Annotated in this window: 22 protein-coding genes; 11 read left to right on the top strand and 11 right to left on the bottom strand. The window is 65.6% G+C overall.

The annotated features are described in order from the left end of the window. Positions 1-9: 9 nt before the first annotated feature. From ACZ5BT_RS02230 to ACZ5BT_RS02205, 6 genes are all read right to left on the bottom strand, one after another. Positions 10-1,623, bottom strand: a complete 1,614-nt coding sequence (locus ACZ5BT_RS02230; RefSeq protein ID WP_464885004.1) for a dynamin family protein — start codon at positions 1,621-1,623, stop codon at positions 10-12. Positions 1,624-1,702: 79 nt separating this feature from the next. Continuing rightward, positions 1,703-3,643 (bottom strand): AMP-binding protein, encoded by a 1,941-nt coding sequence (locus ACZ5BT_RS02225; RefSeq protein WP_464885003.1) that lies wholly within the window; start codon positions 3,641-3,643, stop codon positions 1,703-1,705. A gap of 37 nt (positions 3,644-3,680) precedes the next feature. Continuing rightward, entirely contained in the window at positions 3,681-4,355 is a 675-nt protein-coding gene (locus ACZ5BT_RS02220; protein ID WP_464885002.1) for a metal-dependent hydrolase, read from the bottom strand. Positions 4,356-4,393: 38 nt separating this feature from the next. Beyond that, positions 4,394-4,846 (bottom strand): DUF3809 family protein, encoded by a 453-nt coding sequence (locus tag ACZ5BT_RS02215; protein ID WP_464885001.1) that lies wholly within the window; start codon positions 4,844-4,846, stop codon positions 4,394-4,396. A 15-nt stretch (positions 4,847-4,861) separates the two neighbouring features. After that, on the bottom strand, positions 4,862-5,086 hold the full coding sequence (locus ACZ5BT_RS02210; protein WP_464885000.1) for a DUF3248 domain-containing protein: 225 nt from the start codon (positions 5,084-5,086) through the stop codon (positions 4,862-4,864). Further along, positions 5,083-6,246: a class I SAM-dependent rRNA methyltransferase gene (locus ACZ5BT_RS02205; RefSeq protein WP_464884999.1), complete on the bottom strand. Its 1,164-nt coding sequence runs from the start codon at positions 6,244-6,246 to the stop codon at positions 5,083-5,085. Before ACZ5BT_RS02205 ends, ACZ5BT_RS02210 begins: the two co-directional genes overlap by 4 nt. Positions 6,247-6,481: 235 nt before the next feature. Here ACZ5BT_RS02205 and ACZ5BT_RS02200 point away from each other — a divergent pair, with 235 nt between their 5' ends. The 9 genes from ACZ5BT_RS02200 to ACZ5BT_RS02160 are packed head-to-tail and all read left to right on the top strand — an operon-like array spanning position 6,482 to position 14,821. Next, positions 6,482-6,796 carry a V-type ATPase subunit subunit G family protein gene (locus ACZ5BT_RS02200; protein ID WP_464884998.1) on the top strand — a complete coding sequence of 105 codons (315 nt, stop codon included), beginning with the start codon at positions 6,482-6,484 and terminating at the stop codon, positions 6,794-6,796. Beyond that, a complete protein-coding gene (locus ACZ5BT_RS02195) occupies positions 6,793-8,763 on the top strand; it encodes a V-type ATP synthase subunit I (RefSeq protein ID WP_464884997.1) in 1,971 nt (656 codons plus the stop codon). Before ACZ5BT_RS02200 ends, ACZ5BT_RS02195 begins: the two co-directional genes overlap by 4 nt. A 16-nt stretch (positions 8,764-8,779) precedes the next feature. After that, entirely contained in the window at positions 8,780-9,076 is a 297-nt protein-coding gene (locus ACZ5BT_RS02190) for a F0F1 ATP synthase subunit C (RefSeq protein ID WP_464884996.1), read from the top strand. 40 nt (positions 9,077-9,116) lie between these two features. Beyond that, positions 9,117-9,683 carry a V-type ATP synthase subunit E gene (locus tag ACZ5BT_RS02185; protein ID WP_464885747.1) on the top strand — a complete coding sequence of 189 codons (567 nt, stop codon included), beginning with the start codon at positions 9,117-9,119 and terminating at the stop codon, positions 9,681-9,683. A 2-nt stretch (positions 9,684-9,685) separates the two neighbouring features. Then, a complete protein-coding gene (locus ACZ5BT_RS02180; RefSeq protein ID WP_464884995.1) occupies positions 9,686-10,666 on the top strand; it encodes a V-type ATPase subunit in 981 nt (326 codons plus the stop codon). Then, positions 10,663-10,989: a V-type ATP synthase subunit F gene (locus ACZ5BT_RS02175; protein ID WP_464884994.1), complete on the top strand. Its 327-nt coding sequence runs from the start codon at positions 10,663-10,665 to the stop codon at positions 10,987-10,989. The genes ACZ5BT_RS02180 and ACZ5BT_RS02175 overlap by 4 nt, the downstream gene beginning before the upstream one ends. Before the next feature lie 13 nt (positions 10,990-11,002). Then, positions 11,003-12,739 (top strand): V-type ATP synthase subunit A, encoded by a 1,737-nt coding sequence (locus tag ACZ5BT_RS02170; protein WP_464884993.1) that lies wholly within the window; start codon positions 11,003-11,005, stop codon positions 12,737-12,739. Positions 12,740-12,748: 9 nt separating this feature from the next. Beyond that, the gene (locus ACZ5BT_RS02165) at positions 12,749-14,164 is read left to right on the top strand and encodes a V-type ATP synthase subunit B (RefSeq protein WP_464884992.1); all 1,416 of its coding nucleotides are present in this window, start codon (positions 12,749-12,751) and stop codon (positions 14,162-14,164) included. Positions 14,165-14,197: 33 nt separating this feature from the next. Continuing rightward, entirely contained in the window at positions 14,198-14,821 is a 624-nt protein-coding gene (locus ACZ5BT_RS02160) for a V-type ATP synthase subunit D (RefSeq protein ID WP_464884991.1), read from the top strand. Between the two features lie 53 nt (positions 14,822-14,874). Here the strand turns inward: ACZ5BT_RS02160 and ACZ5BT_RS02155 are convergent, their stop codons facing one another. The 4 genes from ACZ5BT_RS02155 to holA are packed head-to-tail and all read right to left on the bottom strand — an operon-like array spanning position 14,875 to position 19,511. Continuing rightward, a complete protein-coding gene (locus ACZ5BT_RS02155; protein ID WP_464884990.1) occupies positions 14,875-15,885 on the bottom strand; it encodes a dipeptidase in 1,011 nt (336 codons plus the stop codon). Further along, entirely contained in the window at positions 15,872-17,182 is a 1,311-nt protein-coding gene (locus ACZ5BT_RS02150; protein WP_464884989.1) for a TldD/PmbA family protein, read from the bottom strand. The genes ACZ5BT_RS02155 and ACZ5BT_RS02150 overlap by 14 nt, the downstream gene beginning before the upstream one ends. Further along, positions 17,179-18,573 carry a TldD/PmbA family protein gene (locus ACZ5BT_RS02145; RefSeq protein WP_464884988.1) on the bottom strand — a complete coding sequence of 465 codons (1,395 nt, stop codon included), beginning with the start codon at positions 18,571-18,573 and terminating at the stop codon, positions 17,179-17,181. The genes ACZ5BT_RS02150 and ACZ5BT_RS02145 overlap by 4 nt, the downstream gene beginning before the upstream one ends. A gap of 29 nt (positions 18,574-18,602) precedes the next feature. Next, positions 18,603-19,511 carry a DNA polymerase III subunit delta gene (holA, locus tag ACZ5BT_RS02140; protein ID WP_464884987.1) on the bottom strand — a complete coding sequence of 303 codons (909 nt, stop codon included), beginning with the start codon at positions 19,509-19,511 and terminating at the stop codon, positions 18,603-18,605. Positions 19,512-19,582: 71 nt separating this feature from the next. On the opposite strand from holA, the gene ACZ5BT_RS02135 reads away from it, so the two are divergent. Beyond that, positions 19,583-21,040, top strand: coding sequence for an HD domain-containing phosphohydrolase (locus ACZ5BT_RS02135; RefSeq protein ID WP_464884986.1), 1,458 nt, complete (start codon positions 19,583-19,585; stop codon positions 21,038-21,040). A gap of 66 nt (positions 21,041-21,106) precedes the next feature. Here ACZ5BT_RS02135 and ACZ5BT_RS02130 read toward each other — a convergent pair whose 3' ends face one another. Then, positions 21,107-22,267 carry an acyl-CoA dehydrogenase family protein gene (locus ACZ5BT_RS02130; protein ID WP_464884985.1) on the bottom strand — a complete coding sequence of 387 codons (1,161 nt, stop codon included), beginning with the start codon at positions 22,265-22,267 and terminating at the stop codon, positions 21,107-21,109. A 107-nt stretch (positions 22,268-22,374) separates the two neighbouring features. Here ACZ5BT_RS02130 and ACZ5BT_RS02125 point away from each other — a divergent pair, with 107 nt between their 5' ends. Further along, positions 22,375-23,343, top strand: coding sequence for a TAXI family TRAP transporter solute-binding subunit (locus ACZ5BT_RS02125; RefSeq protein WP_464884984.1), 969 nt, complete (start codon positions 22,375-22,377; stop codon positions 23,341-23,343). Positions 23,344-23,410 lie beyond the last annotated feature (67 nt).

The raw sequence follows: 23,410 nt of genomic DNA, 5'->3' as shown, positions 1-23,410 counted from the left end.
GTCGCTTGCTCAGCGCGACAGCGCGGCTTGCAGCGCCCGGGCCCGATCTTCCAGTTCGGCGAGCTTGGCCCGTAGGCGTTGGGAGCGTTCCGCCTCGGCCTGGGCCTTTGCGCAGGCGGGGCTGTAGATCCCTTGGAAGCGTTCGCTGGCTTCCCGGATCGCAGATTCCAGTGCTTGCTCCAGGGCCTCGGTCACGCTCTGCTCGAGGTCGGCGAGGCGGGCTTTGAATTTTTGGAAAGCCGCCTCGCGCCGCCGCGGCAACACCGAGAGCCCCAAAATGGCTGCCGCCACCCCTGCGGTGAGGCCGGTGATGTCGGCGGCCAGCCCGTGGAGGGCGAGGGCGATGGTGGCGCCGAGGCCCACGGCACCGACTTCGGCGAGCGCTGTGGCCCTGAGCGCCGCCTCGACCTGCGATTGCACCCGCGCCGACTCGGCCTCGGGCGAGAAAGCGTCCAAGGCGTCTTTGAGCGTGGCCTCGAGGTCCAAAAGGTCTTCTTCCGCCTTGGGCGAGGTCCCCTGCAGGAGATCGAGCGCGGCGGCCAGGAGGTCGCGCTCCCGGCGGGCGATCCAGGTCTGGCTCTCGGCAAAAGCGGTGCCGAGCGTGCGTTCGAGATCGCCGAGGACATCGCGCTCGAAGCTCTTTTGCACCTTGGTGGCGTTGAGGAGGTCGAAGATGCGCCCGAGGCGGACGGTCTCGCGAAACCACCGCTCACCTCGAGCCTCCACTTCGCGGAAGGCTTGGGAAAGCTCGGCGATCTTCCCCCTGATGTCCTCGCGGGTCTGCCGCTCGTGGCGTTCCAGGAGCGCCTTGAGGGCCTGGCAGCGCTTCAGGGCCTCCTGGACCTCTTCCGCCTGGGATGTGAGGTCGGCCCGGGCCGCATCGAGCAGCTTGATGAGCACCCCCAGGGGGGATCCGAGTTTGATCCTCGCCGCCTCGTGCCGGAGCACGTGCTGGATGTGGGCCTCGAGGTCGGCGAGGCCCTGGCCGGTCTTCGCGCTGACCAGGAAGACGGGGGGACGGTGGTCGAGGGTCCTTTCCGCCTGCGTCTCGACGAAGCGGTGGACCTCCTCCTGCTCGGTCTCATTCAAAAGGTCGGCCTTATTCACCACCAACACGACCTTCTTTCCCCACGAACGGATGAGCTTGAGGAAGTTGCGCTCGCTGTCGGTGTAGGGGCGGTCGGCGCTGGTAACGAAGAGGATGAGGTCGGCCCGGGGGAGGAAACGTTCGGTGAGGATCTGGTGCCGCTCGATGACGGCGTTGGTCCCCGGGGTATCGACCAGCCGGAGCATCTTGAGCAGGGGATGGGGGTGCGTGACGACGGCGAGGTCGGGTTCGGGTGAGGTGGATTCGCTGGGCCCGTAAGCGAGGAGCAGGATGCGATCGGTGGTCGGGGTGACCCCTTCCTTAAGGATATCCTCCCCCAAAAGGGCGTTCAGCAGGCTGGATTTTCCCGAGTTGAACTCGCCCGCGGCCACGATTAGAAAAGGGCCCTCGAGGTCGAGGAGGGCCTGGCGAATCGGGCCGGCATCGCTCCCGAGTCCGGCCAGGACCTCGAGGGCTTCGGCCAGCAAGCCGCGTACGGCGTCGGCTTGGGACTTGAGTGCAGGGTCAAACTCCACGGCCATAGCCTAACCGAAGGGGACGTCCCCCGACGGCCGCGCCCCCGCCAAGGGGCGGGGGCGGCGGGAACATGCCCCGTTAGTCCTGCGCCGGTCTTGCGGCCCGGATCGCGTCCAGCGCTTCCGGGTTCTCCAGCGCCGAGGTGTCGCCGGTGTCCTCGCCCAGGTAGGCGGCTTTGATCAATCGCCGCATAACCTTGGCGTTCCGGGTCTTCGGGAGATCGGGGACGAAGACCACCTTCTCCGGCTTCAGCGGTTTCCCCAGCACATCGGCCACGCGGGCCCGAATTTCCTGGGCCAGGGTGTCGCTCGGCTCAAACCCCGGGTTGAGGACGGCGAAGACGACCACGGCCTCGCCTTTGACCGGGTGGGGCACGCCGATGGCTCCGGCTTCCTTCACCGCCGGGTGCTCGACCGCCGCCGACTCAACCTCGGCCGGCCCAACGCGCTTGCCGGCGATTTTCAGCGTGTCGTCGGACCGCCCGAGGATGAACCAGTGACCCTCGTCGTCGACGAGCGCCCAGTCGCCGTGGACCCAAACGCCCTCGAAGCGGTGCCAATAGGTTTTTTGGTAGCGGTCTGGGTCCTTCCAAAAACCCTTGGTCATGCCCGGCCAGGGGGCGAGGACCGCCAGCTCGCCGACCCGATTCGTGACCGGCTGGCCTTCTTCGTCCAAGACAGCGGCGTGGATGCCGGGAACGGCGGTATTGAAGCCGGTGGGCTTGATGGGGCGGAAGACAGTGCACCCGAGCAGCCCGCCCGAGACCTCGGTACCGCCGGAATAGTTGATGATCGGCTTTTGTCTACCACCGACGTTTTCGAAAAACCAAAGGTAGGGCTCGGGGTTCCACGGTTCGCCCGTGGAACCCATGATGCGCAGGCTCCCAAGGTCGTGGCGCTCGATGGGTTCGGTCCCGAAGGGCATCAGGGCCCGGACCAGGGTGGGGGAGATGCCGAGGTGGGTGATGCCATGACGCTCGATCAGGGCCCACAGGCGGTCGGGGCCCGGGTAGTCGGGGGCGCCCTCGTAGAGGAAAACGGTGGCGCCCAGGATGAGGCTGCCGAAGATGGCCCAGGGCCCCATCATCCAGCCGATGTCGGTGAACCAGAACATGACCTCACCGCGCCTGAGGTCGAAGAGGTGGGCCATGTCCTGGGCCGCCTTGAGCGGGAAGCCCGCGTGGTAATGGACGGTGCCCTTTGGTCGGCCGGTGGTCCCCGAGGTGTAGATGAGCATGAAGGGATCCATGCTCTCCATGGCCTCGGTCGGCGCCTGGGCGGGCTGGGACCCGACCGCCTCGTGCCACCACACGTCCCGGCCGCTCTCGAAGGGCACCTCCATCCCCAGCCGCTGGACGACCAGGATCTTCGGAGTGCCGGCGATACGGGCCGCCTGATCAGCGATCGGTTTCATGGCCACAACCCGGCCGCGGCGGAAGAAACCGTCGGCGGTGATGAGCAGCTTGGCCCCGGCATCGGCGAGGCGGGTGGCCGCGGCTTCCGGGCCGTAGCCGGAGAAGATCGGCACCAGGATGGCCCCGATCCTGGCCAGCGCGAGCGCCGCTACCGCGGTTTCAGGGATCATGGGCAGAAAGAGCCCGACCCGATCCCCTTTCGTGATCCCGAGGCTTAAAAGGCCGTTGGCCGCCTGGGCCACCTGCTGTTCGAGCTCCCGGTAGGTGAGCCGGGAAATGCGGCCATCCTCGCCTTCCCAGACCACCGCGAGCTGCTGGGCCAGAGGGCCCCGCGCGTGCTGGGTGACGGCGATGTGGGAAAGGTTGAGCTTGCCGCCGACGAACCAGCTCGGCCACGCCGGTCCCCGGCTCATATCGACGAAGGCCTGGTAGGGCTCGAACCACTCGATGCCGAGCTCGGAGAGCGTTTCTGCCCAGAATCGGTCGGGCTGTTCGATGGAGAGCCGGTAGAGCGCGTCGTAGTCGCCCACTCCGAGTCTTCGCATCAGGGCTTCGAGATGACTGCCTCGGGTGTAGGCCTCGCTGGGATACCAAACGGGTTCCATGATGGGCTCCTTGCAACTTCCGGTTGGACGCGCTGACTTATAGATGAACCGACTCGCCGGGTTTCAGCGCGACGCCGTCAAACCCCAGCGCCGAGGCCCTGGCGACGAAGGCATCCCCGTCTTGGCGGATCGGGGGGAAGGTGTTGTAGTGGATGGGGACCACTCTTTGGGGCTTGATGAGTTCGAGCGCTTTAAGCGCGTCTTCCGGGCCCATGGTGAAGGTGTCGCCGATGGGGAGCAAGGCCAGGTCGATGCCGGCTTCGCCGATCAGCGCCATGTCGGAAAAGAGCGCGGTGTCACCGGCATGGTAGATCTTTTTGCCGTCGAGTTCGATGACCACGCCCATCGGCATGCCACCGTAGCTGCCGTCGGGGAACGAACTGGAGTGCCAGGCGGGGTAGAACTTGAGCCAGCCGCCGTCAAAGTCGTAACGTCCGCCGATGTTCATGGCCCACGAGTTCGCCCCTTCCTGGCTCGCGCGACTGGCGATTTCAAAGGTCGAGACCACGAGCGCACCGGTGCGCTTCGCAATTGGCACCGTGTCACCCCAGTGATCGCCGTGGGCGTGGGTGACGACGATGAGATCGGCGGAGACCTCATCCGCGCTCGCCGCCGCCAGCGGGTTTCCGCTCAGGAACGGATCGATGAGGATCGTGGTCTTTCCACCAGTGATCAGCGTGGTCGCGTGCCCGAGGAAACGTACTTCTACCATGACCTCCACCTCCAGATGCGTCCTGCGGCTTTACTTTATCAAAGCGCAACCTCCCCCTTTTCAGCCATGGCGGCCAGGGCGCGCCTCAGCGTTCGCTGCATCGCGGCCTCGGCCATGCGGCGGAAGGCCTGCCCGCCCCATTTCTCGCCTTGGGGGAGTTCGAGGTGGAGGGTGAGCTTGACCTGGTAGATGACGCCGTCGGGCCGGGCCCGACCTGTCCCCGCGAGTTCGGCCCAGAAGCTTTCCTCCAGGGGCAGCGCGAGGAGCTTCGTCTCCTCCCCCAGGACGAGACGGCTGGCGAAGGGAAAGCAGATCCGCCCGAAGATGGCGGCGTGCCCGCAAAGCTTCCCTTTGAGGATCTGGCCGTCGCGACGAAGGGCTTCCAGGCCGGGGAGGTGGGCGAAGGTTGCCTCGGGGGTGGCGAGGAGTTTCTGAGCTTCATCGAGGTCCGAGGCGCCGATCTTGAATTGAAGCGTTTCCTCGATACGCATGGCGTTCCTTTACGATCAGTCGACCCATTCCACGCGGATTTTTCCCGCCTTGGAAAGGGTTTCGATTTCGCGGTCGGTCAACGCGAGGAGCCTCGGCATCTGGGCGAACTTGGTGACCTTCGAGGCAAATCCCACCCGCACGACGAGCACCTCCTCGCGCTCGTCCTTGCCGATGCGCCACACCAGGTGCTGGCCGAGCTCGATGAGGCGGCTTAAGGTCTCTTCCTCCATCGCCTTCATGTTAAGGCCTCGAGGGCTGCGAACTTAAGGTAGTGGGTTTCGGGCACGTTGAGGAGAACGGGGTGGTCCCAACTCTGCGATCGTTTGGCGAGGAGCTGGAAGCTTCGGCCCACGTCGGCGGCGGCTTCCCTGAGCATCGCTTCGAAGTGGGCTTCGCTGAGATGGTGGCTGCAGGAGGCGCTCAAGAGCAGCCCGCCGGGCCGGAGGAGCTTCATGGCCCGCAGATTGATCTCCTTGTAGGCGCGGAAGGCCTTCGGAAGGTCATGTTTTTTCCGGGCGAACGAAGGGGGATCGAGCACGATCAGGTCGAAGCGTTCGCGCGCCTTTTCAAGGCTTCTCAGGAGGTCAAAGGCGTTGGCCTCCAGAAAGCGGATATTCGAGATCCCGCTTTGGCGGGCGTTCTCTTTGGCTTGATCGAGGGCGCGCCTCGAGCTGTCGACGGCGATGACCTCGTCGGCGTGCTGGCTGATGTGCAGGGCGAAGAGGCCGTGATACGAGAAGACATCGAGGGCGCGCTGGGGTTTTTTCCGGGCCGCGAGGCTTTCGGCGTAGAGACGGTTGTCTCGCTGGTCGAGGAAGGCCCCGGTCTTTTGCCCTTCGTAGGGGAGCGAGGCGTATTGGACCGCCCCTTCGTGTAGCCAGATTTTTTCCGGGACCGACCCCGCGGCGACGCGTACGTAGGTGGGGAGGCCTTCGAGGATGCGACCCCGGGCGTCGTTCCGCAAAAGGATACCTTTGGGTGAGAGTCGCTCGTTGAGGGCCTGCACCAGGTCAGGGATGAGGGCCTCCAGCGCCAGCGCGTTCACCTGCATCACCACGTAGTCGCCGTAGAGGTCGACGACGAGCCCGGGCAGCTGGTCGCCCTCGGCGTGGACCAGGCGGACGCCGCTGTCCCGATGCGCCTTAAGGGGCTCGCGCCTTTGGATGGCGGCCTCGAGGTTTTCCAGCAGGCGCGCTTTGGCCTCGCCGGCTTTTCGGCTGAAAGCGCGCAAGGTGAGTTCCGAGTTGGGGTTGTAGAGGCCATGGGCGAGGAAGCGACCCCGGTGGGTTATGGCAACGAGGCCCGCTTTTTGGGGGCCTCGAATCACGTCGCTTCGGTAGATCCAGGGATGTCCGGAAAAAAGCCGCGCGGCGCCACGTTTGCTGACTTCCACCGTCACGGCCTCAGTCTACGGGAGGACACGGGCGAAAGCCCCTACGCCGGGCGCGGCGCTGTTGTAAAGTGGCCAATTGGGCAGCGGTCTCATGTGTGGGGGCGACCAATGACCAAGACCGGCGCGCTCGGCGCGTTGACACTTCGCGTTCGCTGCCGGTATTATGCCCGGGGCGCGTCGCAGACGCGCGTTTTTCGAGTGAGTGAGGAGCCCTGTGGGGGTTTTTGAGGAAGGAGAGCCTATGCATGGCCTAGGACTTATCAAGAGCCTTGCCGAGCGGGAGCGCGAGCTCGCGCAGAAGCTCGAGGAGGCTCGCCGTACGGCACAGGCCAAGGTGAAGCAAGCCGAGGAGGAGGCGGCCAAGCTGGTCGCGAGCCGGGAGGCTGAGGCGGAGAAGCTCCTGGTTCAGGCGCGCGCAGAGTTGGAGAAGGAGGTGGAGCGGATTCAACTCGAGGCCGAGGCCCGCGCCGACACGGAGGCGAAGAAGATCCGTGAGCGGGCGGAGGCGAAGCTTGCCGACGCGGTGGCCGTCGCCCTCGAGGAGGTCCTGCCGTGATCGCGACCATGGAGAAGCTCGTTGTGGCCGGGCCGAAGCGTCTGGCGAAAGAGCTTCTCGCCGAGCTGCAGCGGGCCGGGGTGGTCCACCTCGACACGTTGCGCATTGGGGAACTCGCGTCGTACGCGCTCTCCGACGAGGAAAAAGCGCTCCTGCGCGGCTGGGACAAGGTGGTCGTGGGCGCTGAGCAGACGCTGCGGCTTTTGGGGCTTTCACCCAAGCCCACCAAGCCGGCGAGTGGCAGCCTCGACGAGGTGGCTTCGCAGCTCGAGCCCATCGAGCAAAAGGCGAGCGTTCTCGTGGCCGAGCGCGATCGTCTGCGCGAAGAGTTGCAGTTGCTCCGACTCTACCACCGCCCCGTGGAGGTGCTCGCGGACCTCGTGCAGGGGCTCGATGAGAGCCGGTGGCTGCGGGTTATCCCTTTGGTGGCTGAGAAGGAGGAAGAGCTCCAAGAGCTCGAGGCCCAGCTTACTGAGGCGCTTCCCGAACGTTACGTCCTGGTCTGGCAGGCGGTGGACCGTTTGTTCGTCGCCGCCGTCGTCGTGCTGGCCAGCGATGCCGACGTTGCCCTGAGCGCGCTGGGGCGGCTGGGCTTGGCCGAGCTCAAGCTCACCGGGGCGTATGCCGGGCTGAGCCTCCGTCAGGCCAAGCTCAAGATGAGCGAACGTGCCCGCGTGGTGCCCAGCGAGCTCGAGTCGATCGAGGAGACCCTGGTAAAGCTGGGGCGGGAATCCGGCGAGCGACTCCGGGGGATCTGGACGCGGGCCAAAGACGAGCTGGCACGACTGAGAGCGCTTTCTGAGCTGGCGAGCGGCCGCTTCTCGTTCGGGCTCTTCGGCTGGGTGCCGGTGAAGGCTAAGCCCAAGGTCGAAGAGGCGCTCGATCGCTTGCGCGAGCGGGTGGTGTACGCCTTCGAGCCGGTGGATGAGCATCACGAGGCGGACCGGGTTCCGGTGACGCTGGACAATCCGCCGGTGGTGCGCCCCTTCGAACTGCTGGTTTCGTTCCTCAATACCCCGAAATACGGGACCTGGGACCCCACCTGGGTCGTCTTCGCGTTCTTCCCGCTCTGGTTCGGGATGATCGTCGGCGACGTGGGCTATGCCATGCTTTTTTGGCTGCTCGCGCGCTTTTTCGACGGTTACGCCAAGCGCAAGGAACCGTTGGTCATCGATCTCTTCGACATGACCCTCTCGCCGACCATCTTGGCCGACGTGGTCAAGATCATGAAGCCCATGGTCTTTTGGACCATCGTCTTCGGCCTGGCCTACGGCGAATTCTTCGGAAACTTCCTCGAACACCTCGGGGTCTTCTATATCCCGGGCGAGGGCGAGGCCGGGCTCTTTAAGATCCTCATCCCGAGGACGTTGGTCGCCACTGCCAGCATGCTGATCATCGTCAGCGTGACGTTTGGATTGCTGCTGGTGGTCTACGGGCTTGGCATCAAGGCCTGGCTGGGGTACAAGCACCGTCACATGCGGCATTTCTGGGAGGCCATCGGCTACATTGGCGGTCTGGTGGGCCTGACGGTGCTCGCCGTGGTCTACTTCACCGGCGCCAACGTGTTCTTGCTCAATGCCCTGATGTGGGCAGGCTTTGGGATCTTCCTCCTGGCGGCGGTTGTGTCCAGGATGCCGCTCATGCTGGCGGAGCTTCCCACGCAGGGCGGCCACATCCTGAGCTACATCCGTATTTACGCGGTGGGGGTGACGGGGGCGATCCTCGCCAACCTCTCCACCGACCTTGGTTTTGCTATCGCCGATAAGCTCGGGCTCATCGGCATACTCTTGGGGCTCGTCGTGGGCCTGGCCGTACACGGGCTGGTGCTCGCGTTAACCACCATCGGGCACATGCTCCAGCCAATCCGTTTGATTTGGGTGGAGTTCTTCACCAAGTTCGGCTTCTACGACGAGTCGGGACGGCCTTACCGGCCATTTGGATCGGTCCGCAACGACGCGGGTGCGTGATGAGGAGGTTGTTGAGATGAAAAAGATCGGTACGCTGTTGGCGGTTTTCGTTCTAGGGGCACTGGCTTTTGCGGCTGAGAATGCTGGGGGTAGCGGTACCGGGAGCGGTCTGGTCGCGATCGGCGTGGGCTTGGCCATCGGTCTTTCCGCGCTGGGTACGGGGTTTGCGCAGTCGAGGATCGGCGCCGCTGCCGTGGGGGCCGTGGCTGAGAAGCCCTCGATGTTCGGTACCGCGATCATCTTCCTGCTGCTGCCCGAGACCCTGGTCATCTTCGGTTTCTTGTTCGCGTTCTTGCTCCTAGGCCGGATGTAATCGGGGCGCCGCCACCGGCGGCACTCGAGAGGAGTGTATGGTGTCTAAGCTGGAGAACATCCTCCAGGAAGAGGTCCTCCGCGAGATCAACAAGATCCTCGCGGAGGCCGACCAAAAGGTTGAGGCGATTCGGAAAGGGGCCGAGGAGCGTGCCGAACGTATCGTCGCGCAGGCCAAACGCCGGGCCGCCGCCGAGCGCCAGGCCGAGCTGGCCAGGGCCGAGAGCGCAGCCGAGCTTCGGGTGGCGACCGCGCGGATGCAGGCTAAGGGTGAGATGATCGAGCGCGTTCGCGTGGAGGTGGAGCGCGCGCTCTTGGACATGCCCAAAAAGCCCGAATACCCAGAGGTTTTGCGGCGGTTGGCCGAGGAAGCCCTGGCCGCGCTTCCGGGCGCCAAGACGGTCGCTCTCTCGCCCGACGACCTGCCCCACCTCGAGGCCTGGGCTTCGGAAAAGGGCGTCACGCTCAAGCCCGAAGAGGCGGTTCGCCTTGGTGTTCGGGTGTATTCCGAAAAGGGAACCAGCTACGTCGAAAACACGCTCCCTGGCCGACTGGAGCGGACCTGGGATACCCTTTCCTCGCGGGTGTCTGAGATCCTTTGGGGGTAGCGGTGGCCGACGACTTTGGCTACCTCAATGCGCGGATCCGAGCGCGACGCGGTGAGTTCCTCCCCGAATCCTTTTTCAAGGAGGGCCTCCGGGTCGATTTCTCGGACTTCCTGCGCCTTTTGGCCGAGAGCCCGTACGGGGCGCACCTCGCCGGGGAAAATCTCCCCGACGTTGACCGTGCGGTCGCCGGCCATTTCGCCGAGCGGGTCGCCGACCTGCGGACCCTGGCTTCGGGTGAGGCCCGGGAGGCCATGACCCTTCTTTTCATGCGGGCCGACCTGGCCAACATTAAATCGATCCTCAGGGCCAAGGCCACCGGCCGCAGCTCCGAGGAGGTCCAAGCCCAGCTGGTTGGCGGGAGCCTGCCTGAAAGCCTGCTCCAGCCCCTGATCGAGGCCCCGGATGCGGCGGCGATGGCCCAGGTCCTGGTTCTGCCCGGGCATCCGGTGGCCAAGGCGTTGAGGGAGGCGGCGCGAACGAGCTCGGATGCGATCGAGGTGGAAATGCTGCTCGATCGCCTCTTCCTCGCGGATCTGGTCCGGCGGGCGCGGGCCTTTGAGGGCGCGTTCGCCGCTTACTTCCAAACCGAGCTCGAGGTCACCAACCTGGCCACCGCCTTCAAGCTCGCGAGCCTCGGCGAGGCCGATTCGCCCGAGCGCTATTTCATTCCCGGCGGGCAGTACGTCACGGCCACGCTCTTTGGCCGGATCGCTGCCGGCGAGGTCGAGGCCGTCGATGAACTGGGCTCGACGCCGCTCGCCGCGCTCGCCGGGGCGCGGGCGCTGAGCGACCTGGAGCGTGCGGCGCGCTGCCTTCTCTTGGAAAGGGCGGGGCGCGGCGCGCTCGATGTCATGGGGCCGGGCCTGGCCCTTGAGTACGTGCGGCGAAAGGAGTGGGAGGGTGCCCGGATTCGCCTTCTCGCCCGCCGGGCCTACTACGCGCTTCCCGCCGAGCCTTTTGAGAAGGAGGTGACCTGCGCGTGAAGATCGCGGTGCTCACGGACTCGGAGAGCGCTTCGGGCTTTCGCTTGGCCGGGCTTGAGGTCTATGTGGCCAACGGGCGCGAGGAGGCGGAGACACTCCTTAAGCAACTGGTCGCCGACGATTCGCTGGCACTGCTCGCGGTCGACGAGGGCTTGATCCCGGATCCCGCCGTGCACGTGGCGCGTGAGATGCGCGGGCGCGATCTGCCCGTCGTACTGCCCTTTCCATCGCTCGCCTTTGCTTTCGGGGAAGAGGGCGAGGACGTGAAGGGCTACATGCGGCGTTTGGTGAAGTCGACCATCGGGTACGAGGTCAAGCTCTAGGATGGGAGGAACGATGCTGGAAGGTGTGATTCAAAAAATCGCCGGTCCGGCGGTGATCGCGGGGGGCATGCACGGGGCCCGCATGTTCGACATCGTCAAGGTGGGCAAGGAAGGGCTCCTCGGTGAGATCATCCGCCTCGATGGGGACACGGCGTTCGTTCAGGTTTACGAGGATACCTCCGGCTTGCAGGTTGGCGAGCCGGTGGTGAGCATGGGGATTCCACTCTCGGTCGAGCTCGGACCCGGCATGCTCAACTCGATCTACGACGGTATTCAGCGCCCCCTGGACAAGATCCAGGGCATGGCCGGGGAGTTCATCGCCCGCGGGATCTTCGTTCCGGCGCTTGACCGGGAGAAAAAGTGGGCCTGGACGCCAACGGTGAAGCCCGGGGACGAGATCAGCGGCGGCGACGTGATCGGTACCGTGCCCGAGTTCCAGTTCACCCACAAGATCCTGGTGCCGCCGGGCGTTGAGGGGCGCGTCAAAGAGGTGAAACCCGAGGGCGAGTACACCGTTGAGGAAACGGTGGTGGTCCTCGAGGACGGCACCGAGCTCAAGATGTACCACACCTGGCCGGTGCGTAAGGCGAGGCCGGTGAAGCAGGTTCTGGATCCGGACGAGCCCTTCCTTACCGGCATGCGGATTTTGGACGTGCTCTTCCCCCTGGCCATGGGGGGCACGGCGGCGATCCCGGGACCGTTCGGGTCGGGCAAGACCGTGACCCAGCAATCGCTGGCCAAGTGGTCGAACGCCGACATCGTGGTCTACGTGGGGTGCGGCGAGCGGGGGAACGAGATGACCGACGTGCTGGTCGAGTTCCCCGAGCTCGAGGACCCCAAGACCGGCGGCCCCCTGATGCACCGGACCATCCTCATCGCCAACACCTCCAACATGCCGGTGGCGGCGCGCGAGGCCAGCATCTACGTGGGGGTGACCATCGCCGAGTACTTCCGCGACCAGGGCTACGCGGTGGCGTTGATGGCCGACTCCACCTCGCGTTGGGCCGAGGCGCTGCGTGAAATCAGCTCCCGCCTTGAGGAAATGCCCGCCGAAGAGGGGTACCCGCCGTACCTCGCCGCCCGCCTCGCCGCCTTCTACGAACGCGCCGGACGCGCCATTAGCCTTTCTGGCGAGCAGGGCGCGGTGAGCATCGTCGGCGCGGTGAGCCCCCCGGGTGGCGACATGTCGGAGCCGGTCACCCAGTCCACGCTGCGGATCGTGGGCGCGTTCTGGCGTCTCGACGCCTCGCTCGCGTACCGCCGTCACTTCCCGGCCATCAATTGGAACGGCTCCTACTCGCTCTTTGCCGGCGCTCTCGATCGCTGGTACCGCACCCAGGTGGCCGAGGACTACCCGGAAAAGCGGAGCGCCATCTCTGAGCTGCTGCAAAAGGAAGCCAGCTTACAAGAGGTGGTGCAGCTCGTCGGCCCCGATGCGCTCCAGGATGCCGAGCGTCTGGTGATCGAAGTGGGCCGCCTCATCCGCGAAGGCTTCTTGCAGCAGAACGCCTTCGACGAGGTCGACGCCTACTGCTCTTTGAAGAAGGCCTACGGCATGATGCGCATGATCCTGGAGCTCTACAAGGCGGCTGGCGCGGCCATCGAGGCCGGCGTGCCGGTTGAAGAGGTCATCGCCCACCCGGTCATGGAAAAGATTTCCCGGGCGCGCTACGTTCCCGAAGGCGAGTTCGAGGGGTATCTGGAGAGCGTCCTCGAGGAGATCGCCACCGCCTTCAAGCAGCCGGCATAAGGAGGGAAAATGGACCTTCTCAAAAAGGAATACACCTCGGTCACGTACATCTCCGGCCCCTTGCTCTTCGTGCAGAACGCCCGTGACCTGGCGTACGGGGCCATCGTCGAGATCGTCGACGGCGAGGGCAACCGGCGCGGGGGCCAGGTCATCGAAGTGAGCGAGGAGTTCGCGGTGATTCAGGTGTTCGAGGAGACCACGGGTCTCGACCTGGCCACCAGCCGCGTGAGCCTGGTCGAGGACGTGGCCCGCCTCGGGGTTTCAAAGGATATGCTCGGGCGCCGCTTCAACGGCATCGGCAAGCCCATCGACGGGCTCCCGCCGGTGACGCCGGAAAAGCGCCTGCCCATCATTGGTCAACCGATCAACCCCGTGGCCCGGCGCAAGCCCGAGGAGTTCATCCAGACCGGCATCTCGGCCATCGACGTGATGAACACCCTGGTGCGCGGACAGAAGCTGCCCATCTTCACCGGCTCCGGTCTGCCCGCCAACGAGCTCGCGGCCCAGGTGGCCCGGCAGGCCACGGTGCCGGGTGAGGACGTGCAGTTCGCGGTGGTCTTCGCCGCCATGGGTATTACCCAGCGCGAGCTCTCGTTCTTCGTCAGTGAGTTCGAGCGCACCGGGGCGCTTTCGCGCAGCGTCATCTTCCTCAACAAGGCCGACGACCCGACCATCGAGCGAATCCTGACCCCGCGTATGGCGCTCACCGTGGCCGAGTACCTGGCCTTCGAGCATGGCTACCACGTGCTGGTCATCCTCACCGACATGACCAACTACTGCGAGGCGTTGCGCGAGATCTCGGCCGCACGCGAGGAGGTGCCGGGGCGCCGGGGGTACCCGGGCTACATGTACACCGACCTGGCCACGATCTACGAACGCGCCGGGGTGGTGGTTGGCAAGGAGGGTTCGGTGACCCAGTTCCCCATCCTCACCATGCCCGACGACGACCGGACCCACCCCATCCCCGACCTCACCGGCTACATCACCGAGGGTCAGATCCAGCTCTCGCGTGAGCTGCACCGTAAGGGCATCTACCCACCGATCGACCCGCTTCCTTCGCTCTCCCGGTTGATGAACAACGGTATCGGTGAGGGCAAGACCCGGGAGGACCACAAACAGGTCGCCGACCAGCTCTACGCCGCCTACGCCAATGGCGTCGACATCCGTCAGCTGGTGGCCATCATCGGTGAGGATGCCTTGACCGAGACCGACCGGCGTTACCTTGAGTTCGCCGACGCCTTCGAGAAGTACTTCCTCAACCAGGGCGACGCCAACCGCAGCATCGACGAGTCGTTGAACCTGGCCTGGGCCTTGCTCTCGATCCTGCCCCAGTCGGCGCTCAGCCGTATTTCCAAGAACCTCATCGAGAAGTACTACGGAAAGTTCAGCCTCGAGGAGTTCGCGGTTGCCGCCGGCGAGGCCTAAGGGTCGGCACGCTGAGGAGGGGAGCGTCTAACCATGGAACAGATCAGCCCCACCCGGATGACCCTGCTCCAAAAGCGGAATCAGAAAAAGCTGGCGGAGAAGGGTGCCGACCTCCTGAAGAAAAAGCGCGATGCGCTGATCGCCGAGTTCTTCCAGCTCGTGGGCGACACCTTGAAGGCGCGCGAGCGGCTCTCTGAGGCGGCCAAGGAGGCCTACTTCTCGCTGTTTTTGGCCAAGGCCTTCGATGGCCCGGGTGAGGTCGAGGCACTGTCCCTCGGCGTGCCCGTGGTTCGCGATGTCGAGGCCGCGGTCGAGAACGTTTGGGGGACCAAGGTCCCCAAATTCCAGGTCGGCTGGCCGGAAAAGGTGGCAGCCAGCCCCATCGGGACCGGCGGGCAGACGCTTGCCGCTCAGCGCGCGTTCCGCGACTTCGCCGAGGCCCTGGTCGACGTCGCCAACACCGAGACCCGCCTGCGACGGATCGGCGAGGAGATCAAAAAGACCACGCGCCGGGTGAACGCGCTCGAGCAGGTGGTCATTCCCCGCCTCGACGACCAGGTGCGTTATATCCGTCAGGTCCTCGAGCAGCGGGAGCGGGAGGACAACTTCCGCCTCAAAAAGATCAAGAGCAAGATGGAGAGCAAGGAACGGGGCTGACTCCGTCGCGTTTGGCTGGTGGGGGGCTGGCGATGCCGGACCCCCCACCGGCTTTAAAGCCAGCTTCCAAGCCAGCGGAGCCAGTTGGACCCGAGGACGCCCGCGGCGTGTTCTTCGGGCAAGAGGGCGCTGAGTTTCCGCAGGTCGAGCGGGCTTTCGATCCCCTCGGGGGTGGCGTCGGCGCCGAATCCCCCGTCGAAGTCCGATCCAATGCCCACCGATCCCCAGCCCAGCTGCTCGGCGATGAAGTGGGCGTGGCGGACGACGCGTGCGAGTGAAGGGCGGGGTTTTTCCGGCGTCCAGGTGGACTCGAGGAAACGGTTATAGAGGACCACGCCGACGACGCCTTGGCGTCCTTTGAGGGCGCGGAGCTCGGCGTCGCTCAGGAAGCGGTTGGCTGGTACGGGGGATTCCGGCGACCAGGCCAGGGCCCGGGGGTTGGCGTGACTGACCGCCACCGGGCCGGGGAAATGTTCGAGGGCTTCGAAAAAGGCGGCTTCCGAGAGGTGGGAAAGATCGAGGGCCACGCCCTCGCTGGCCATGGCGGCGAGGAGATCCCGGCCGAGAGGCAAGAGCCCTTCCTCGCCGCCGGTCCCCCCGGCGTAGCGGGTGGTTCGCCAGGCGAGGCCGACGATGCGGACCCCGCGGCGCTTCCACTCCGGGAGCTCATCGGGGGACCCGATGGGTTCGGCGCCTTCCATGAGCAAGACCAGCCCCGGGGTTTTGTCGCGGGACCAGGCCTCGAGGTGGGCCCGGAGCATGGCAGCGTTTTCGATGATGCGGACATGGCCGGCAGCCTCCCAGCGGCGGTAACGTTCGATCTGGGCCAGGGCAGCCTGCTTGGCTTCCTCGTGGCCCGGGTAGCGCTCGGGATCCACGAAGATGGTGGCGAAGGCCACCGCCACACCGGCATCCCGGAGCGCCGGGAGGGTCACGGTGGGCCGGTAGGGGCCCTGGACCCGCTGGCGGAGGGTCTCAAGGGGAAGGGTCAAATCCCAGCCGTGCGCCAGGGCGCCGTAGGCCAGGTCGAGGTGGGCATCGACGATGGGGTCAAGCGCCGGCAAAGTGCACCTCCTCGACCGCGACGAGCGGGACGCCGATGCCAAATCCCATCTTGCTCAACCAGAGCTGGTCGCCAATGGCGGAGATGTTCTGGAGAAGGTCCAGGAAGTTGCCGGCGAGCACGAAGTTTTCCACTGGCGTGGGTTCACCGTCTTTGACCAGCAGCCCGAGGCCCTGCACCGCGAAGTCTCCGGTGATGGGGTTGGCCCCCGCGTGCACGCCCATGAGCTCGGTAACCACGACCCCGGACTCGATCGCCACCCCCTGCCCCGGGACGATGACGAGGTTGAAGGGCATCACGCCCACCACGCTCTTATACGAACGGCGTCCGTTGGCCGTGTTTTCGTGGCCGAGTTTTCGGGCCGTCTTGCTGTTGTGCAGGAACGACCGCAGCACGCCGGCTTCGACGAGGGTGGTTTTCTCGGCGGGAACGCCCTCGTCGTCGAAGGGCGCGTTGTCGAGGCCCTGGGGGTGGGCCGGGTCGTCGAGGAGGGTCAAAAGGGGCGAGGCGATGCGCTGGCCGAGCTTGTTTTTGAGGGGGCTCTTGCCCTCGAGGACCGCTTTTGCGCTCCACATTGACCAGAAAAAGCTCAGCAGTTGCGCCAGGGCGCGTGGCTCGAGGTAGGCGCGGTAGGTTCCCGTGGGCAAGGGTTTGGCGCCGAGCAGGCGCCCGGTTTTTTCCAGGAAGCTTTGCGCCGTGCTCGCCGGGTCCAGGGCGAACGCGTCCTGGGCGAAGACGACCTCGATCCCTTGCTTGAGGCTTTCGCCGTCTCGCATCACCGCGCTGACGCCGAGGCTGGCGGTCCCGCTTCGGTAGTCGCCCCTGGCTCCGGCTGAGGAGACCAGACGGTGCTCCACCTCCGCCTCGCTGTAACTGGCCCCGCCAACGCGATCGACCCGCGGGTCCTTCCGTATGCCGTCCTCGAGCGCCAGGGCCAGGGCCCGCTTTTCCTCGACCGGAGCCGAGAGGCCTTCGCCGAGCAGGTCGTGGGATCCGAGCGGCCGGCCCCGGGGCAGCGAGCCCGAGTCGTCCCTGGCCAGCCGGGCGTTCTCGATGGCTTCGTCGAGGACCCACTCGAGGGCGGCTTCGTCGAGGGCCTCGGTGTAGGCGTAGCCCACCCGCCCCGCGACCACAACCCGGACGCCAAGACCCCCCTGGAGCGAGATGGTGGCCTCCTCGATCTGGTGTTGTCGGGCCTTAAAGGCGAGCGTTTTGCGCCGCTCGGCGAGGATCTCGATCTCGACCCCGAGCGACTTGGCCTTTTCCTGGAGGTACGTTTGAGCGGCTTCAAAGGTCATCCCTGGCCTCCGACCACGATCTCTTCGACCAGCACGTGGGGCTGCCCGACCTCGACCGGGACCATACCCGAGAGAGAACCGCACATCCCGGGGGCGTTTTCCCAGTCGTTGGCCACCGCCACCACGCGACGGATCGTCTCCGGTCCTTTGCCAACCAGCATCGCGTTCCTCACCGGCGCCTCGATTCGACCGTTTTTGATCAGGTACCCTTCCCGGACCGAGAAGTTGTACTCGCCGGAGCCGGGCTTGACCTGCCCACCCCCCATGGCTTTGGCGTAGAGCCCGTAGTCGACCTGGCGGATCAGCGCTTCGGGCGGTTCGTCCCCCGGGGCGATGAAGGTGTTGCGCATGCGGCTGGTGGGGGCGAAGGTGTAATCCTGGCGTCTGGCCGAGCCGGTGCGGCGGTACCCGGTGACGCGCTCGCCCCAGCGGTCCACCATGTAGCTCTTCAGCACGCCTCGCTCGATGAGGACGGTGCGCTCGGTGGGGTGACCTTCGTCGTCGTACTCAGAAGATCCCCAGCCGTGGGGGAGGGTGCCGTCGTCGATGTAGGTGACCACGGGACTGGCGATGACCTCGCCGAGCTTGTCGGCCAGCACGCTCGTTTTACGGGCCACCGAAGTGGTTTCCAGCAGATGCCCGAGGGCCTCGTGGAAGATGACCCCGCCGAACCGATTGCCGATGACCACCGGCATCGGTCCGCTGGGGGCTGGCCGGGCTTTGAGAAGGGTGAGGGCTTGTTCGGCCGCCTCCCGCCCGGCTTGGCTCGGTGGGTAGAGGTCGAAGAGTTCGAGCCCCACGCTCTTCCCGGGGGCAGAGACCCCGCTTTGCACCTCGTCGCCATCCTGGGCGATGGCGAGCACGAAATAGCGAGACCGGACCCGCGCATCGTTCACCCAAAGCCCCTCGCTGTTTGCGATCCAGACCTCTTGCGTTGACTCGGCCCAGCGTGTTTCCACGCTCCGGATGGCCGGATCGATCCTGGCCGCCGCGTCGGCCTCGAGCAGGCGCTCGATGCGTTGTCGTTTGTCCTGGGTCTCGAGGGGGCGCTGGGGTCGGTGTACGCCCTGGGAGCGCGTTTTTCTGAAGTCGAGTCCGCCGGCCCCTTCCGCGTCGACCTTTCCCTTTTCCCCTTTGAGCCGGGCCAGGGTCTCGGTGACCTCGAGCAGGCTGGTTTCCTCGAGGTCGTTGGTGTAGGCGTAGACGACCTGGGTTCCGAAAAAGAGCCGGACCCCGGCACCGAGGTCGAGCCCGCTGCTCGCTTCCTTGAGGTCCCCGTTCAAGAGCCGGAGGTTACGTTTTCTGACCCGCTCCACGTAGATCTCGGCGAAGTCGGCGCCGAGGGCGCGGGCACGTTGAAGGACTTTCGCTGCGACGTCTTCTTTGAGCATCGTCCGATTATACCGGTGCCGACGGCCGTTTATGGCGCAGGGGTGCTCGATTTTCTCCCAAGCTTCACCAGCGCCGCCTCGAGGGCGAGCCTGGGATCGCTTCCGGTTTTGGCCCGAAGCTCGGCGGTGAGCAGGGCGGCGAGCGCTTCTTCGAGTGCTTCGGGCGGCGTGCGGCGGAGGCTTTTCACGAGCTTTCGAGCAGAAAAAGGCGCGACGCCGAGGGCGCGCGCCGCCTCTTCCACGGAGAGTCTCGGGTTTTCCTCGTGCAAGAGAGCGAGCTCGGTGAGTTTGGCGTAGTGCCAGGCCAGCGCCCCCAGGATGCGTAAGGGGTTTTCGCCCTGCCGCATGAGCTCGTCGGCCAGCGCCAGGGCCTCGCCGAGCTCACCACGTTCGAGCTTTTCCATCAGGTCAAAGGCGCTCGATGCTGGCGGTGCACCGAGGAGGGCCTTGACCCGTTCCGGCGTCAGGGGGCCCTCGAGGAGGGCGAGCTTTTCCACCTCCCGGACCAGGCCCTCGGTGTCGGCGTTGCTTTCCGCGAGGAGGTGGGCCAGGGCGGCTGGGGCTTTGATGCCATGGGCCTTGAAGAGGTTTTGAACGAAGATCACCCGTTCGCGGAAGCGCGGGGTGGGGAACTGGCGGACTTCGGCGCGGCGTTTGTACCAGCGGGTGCGCCCTGACGTCGGCTTGGGGTCGTAGATTAAAACGTTCCGATCCTCGGGGACGGCCTCGAGGTAGGCCTTGGCCCTTTGCCAGTCTTCGTCGCTCAAGGCCGAAAAATCGAGGATGCCCTGGGATGTCTCGAAGAGCCCGGGCGAAAGCAGTCCCCGGAGGTTTTCCTCGCTGGGGGGCAGCAGGCGTGGAGGCAGGTTTTGGAAACGGGCCTCCTTGCTCGCCTCGATTCGGGCCAGATAGGGATCCCCGGAGAACACCAGCAGCATACCTACAGACTAAGCGAGCCGCCACGGGCTTTTCGACACGGCTTTTGGGCCGGGGCGTGGTAGGGTGGTCTATGCCAAACCACGCCTTTAGGGTGCCCATCGGTCATTTCCTGGCCGAGGTGACGGATTCGGGCGTGGATTTTCTTTCGGTGAACGACGTTTTCCGCGACTGGATGGAAACGGAGCGCCTTTCGGCTTCTCCCCTTGAAACCTTGCTCCTTGAAGCGCTGGGGGCGGGGTGGCAGGCGTCGCTAGAAACGTCTTTTGGCTGGAGGGGCCGGGCGTACACGCTCACCGCGTTCGTGATCGACCGCGACCCGTTGCGCGTCTTTGGCGTGGTGATGGCAGTACCCGTCGCCGGTGCCGAGGCGTGGGCGTTTCCCGCGGGGTTGGGCCCCGGCCCGGGGTACGGCGACTTTTGGAGCCGGGCCTTCGACCGGGGCCGGGCCTACCGTCAACTCCTCGAGTTTGGCGATTCGATCGAAACCGAAACCAGCCCCGAACGGGTGATCACGGCGACCCTCGAGTTCCTGCTCACGGTGACTCGCATGGATGCCGCGGTTTTCACCCGCCTCGAGGACGGACACCTCACCCCGGTGCTCTCCGCCGGGCGGCTAACCGAGGCCATGCTCGAGGCCTACGACCGCAACCACCCGGCGCTGGGGGAGGGGGCGGTGGGACTGGCCGCGGCGCGCGGGAAGCCGCTGGGCCTTTTCGACTACCCGGGGTGGCCCGCGGCGCTGCCGGCGTTCGTGTCGCTGGGGATCGTCCAGGTCGCCGCAGTGCCCCTCCGCTTGCAGGGTGTGACCTACGGGGTGCTCGAACTCGTCTCCCGGCGGAGGGGGCGCCTGACTCCCCGCTCTTTGGAGGTCTTCGGAATCGCTTCGCGTCGGCTGGAAAAGGTCCTCGAGCGGCTTTCTTCTCTTGCCGAGCTGAACCGGACCCGAGAGTCCATGCTCAGGGCGTTCGGAAGCTTTTTGGTCTACCGCGACCTGGAAACCCAGGGCCACTCGGAGCGGGTGGTGGCCATGGTTGAAGCCCTGGGACGGTGTTTTGGTTTTCGCGGCGATCGCCTCCAGGCCTTGCGCTGGGGGGCCTACCTGCACGACATCGGCAAGCTGGCGGTGGGCGATGCCATCTTGCTCAAGCCCGGCGCCTTGGAGGATGGGGAGCGAACGGTGATGCGGGATCACCCGACGCTGGCGGCGAATATGCTCCGCTCGCTCGATTTTCTCCCCGAGATTGCGATCAACGTGGTCCGGTTGCATCACGAGCGCTGGGACGGCGGGGGCTATCCGGAAGGACTCGCCGGGCGGGCCATTCCCCTCGAGGCCCGCCTTTTCGCCGTGGTCGACGTGTTTGATGCCCTGGTGAGCGACCGGCCGTACAAGGCGGCCTGGCCGCTTGAGCGTGCGATCCGTGAACTTCAGCGCGAGTCCGGCCGCGCGCTGGATCCCGAGGCGGTGCGCGTCTTTTTAGATTCGCTGGAACGTCCGCCGCTTGGGAGGTTTGTCCGGGACGCCAGGTGAGCGCGGGCGGACTCGATGCACGATTGGCGATCGTTCGCGTTTTCCTGGGCACCTGCGGTGGCGAACTTAGACCAGAGCGTTGTGGCCGGTGAGCGTCCGCCCCAGGATCAGGGTGTGGATATCGTGGGTGCCCTCGTAGGTGTAGACCGTTTCCAGGTTGAGCATGTGGCGGATGGCATGGTATTCGAGGGTGATGCCGCTCGCGCCGAGGATGTCGCGGGCCATGCGCGCAGCCTGGAGCGCTGCGTAGGTGTTGTCGCGTTTGGCTAAAGACACCTGGGCATGGTGCAGCTGGCCGGCGTCCTTCAGGCGGCCAAGCCGCCAGGCGAGCAGGAGGCCTTTGGTGTGCTCGGCCACCATCCAGACCAGTTTTTCCTGGACCAGCTGGCGCGCGGCCAGGGGTTTGCCAAAGGTGGTGCGGCTTTCGGCGAAGGTCCGGGCTTCCTCGTAGACGGCTTCAAGGGCCCCGAGCACCCCCCAGGCGATGCCGTAACGGGCCTGGGTGAGGCAGGCGAGGGGGGCTTTGAGCCCCTTGGCCTTGGGCAGCATGAGCTCGGCGGGAACTCGGACGTCCTCGAGGACCAGCTCGCTGGTCACGCTCGCCCGGAGGCTCATCTTGTGCTTCACTTCAGGGGCAGAAAATCCCGGCGTGTCCGTGGGCACGATGAACCCCCGCACCTCGCCGTCCTCGTCCTTGGCCCACACGATGGCAATGTCGGCGATGGTACCGTTGGTGATCCACATCTTGGTGCCATTCAGGATGTAGTGGTCGCCCTTCTTGACCGCGCGGGTCTTCATGTTGCCCGAGGGGTCCGAGCCCCCGTCCGGCTCGGTCAGTCCGAAGGCGCCGATCATGTTTCCTGCCGCCAGTTCCGGCAGGAAGCGCTTTTTTTGCTCTTCTGAGCCGTAGGCGAAGATCGGGTACATGACCAGCGCCCCCTGGACGCTGGCAAAGCTCCTGAGGCCGGAGTCGATGCGTTCGAGTTCGTACATGATCAGACCGTAGGCCACGTTGGAGACGCCGGCCGCGCCGTAGTCCTCCGGGAGGTTGGCGCCCAAAAACCCCATGGCGCCGAAGGCTTTGACCAAGTGCTGGGGGAAGGTCCCCGCTTCCCACCATTCTCGGATGTGGGGAAGGGCCTCGGCCTCGAGGAAACGCCTGGCGGCGGCCTGAATCTGCCGCTCCTCCTCGGTCAGGAGCTCGCTGAGGTGGTAAAAATCCAGCATGCTCCCAGCATAAGCGCTGTGTTACGGATTTTCATCCAAGGGCTTTGACAAAGTTGCATTCGACACCCTACGATGGAGCCTGAGGCACAGAGGGAGGTGTGTGGATTATGAAGAGACGGTCGTATGCCTTCATCGCCTTTATGCTCCTGCTCGGGCTTTCGATGGCGCAGGTGAACCGCATCTCGATCGCCACCGGGGGTACGGGCGGTGTTTATTACCCCCTCGGCGGCGGCATGGCCGAGGTGTGGAGCAAGTACGTCCCTGGGGTGGAAGCCAGCGCCGAGGTCACCGGCGCTTCGGTGGAGAACGTCCGGCTCGTGGTCTCCGGCGAGGCTCAGGTGGCGCTCGGAACCAGCGGGGTCGTGGTCCAGGCTTTTGAGGGGTCGGGGAAGTTCAAGGGCCGGCCGCAGCCGATCCTCGCCATCGGGGCCATGTACCCGAACGCTTGGCAGTTCGTGACCGTGGCCGAGACCGGCATCCGCCGCATCGCCGACATCCGGGGCAAGCGGGTCTCCACCGGCTCGCCGGGCTCGGGCACCGCGGTGATGACCCGGGCCATTCTCAAGACGCTTGGCTACGAACCGGGCAAGGCCTTCAAGGAGTTCCGGCTCTCGTTCGCCGAGCAGGTCTCGGCGCTCAAAGACGGCACCATCGACGTGGGCGCCTGGTCGGTGGGGCTCGGGCCGGGCTCCCTGATTGATCTCGCCACCACCCGGAAGATGGTCCTGGTCTGCATGACGCCCGAGGAACAGAAGAAGGTTTCCGCGGCCCACGCCTACTACAAGCCCTTCACCATTCCCGCCGGCACCTATAACGGCCAGACCGAGGACTGCCTGACGGTGGGCACGCCAAACGTCCTCTTTGTGAAGGCGGACGCCGATCCCGAACTCGTCTACCAGCTGACGAAAGCCCTCTTCGAGCACACCGAGGACCTGGCGAAGATTCATCCGGCGGCCAAGACCATCAGCCCCGATTACGTGCTCCAGGCGACGCTCATCCCCTTGCATCCGGGGGCGATTCGCTACTTCGAGGAAGCGGGCTACCAGATTCCGGACAGTCTGCGCCCCAAGAAGTGAGCGCCCGATGGCTCGAGGTTGGTTTGGCTTTGGGCAAACTCGCCGGCCGGCAGTGATCGTTCGATAA

The organism is Vulcanithermus mediatlanticus (assembly GCF_055385885.1).
Note: the sequence above shows the minus strand (reverse complement) of the source record. Positions and strands in the feature narration are given on the sequence as shown.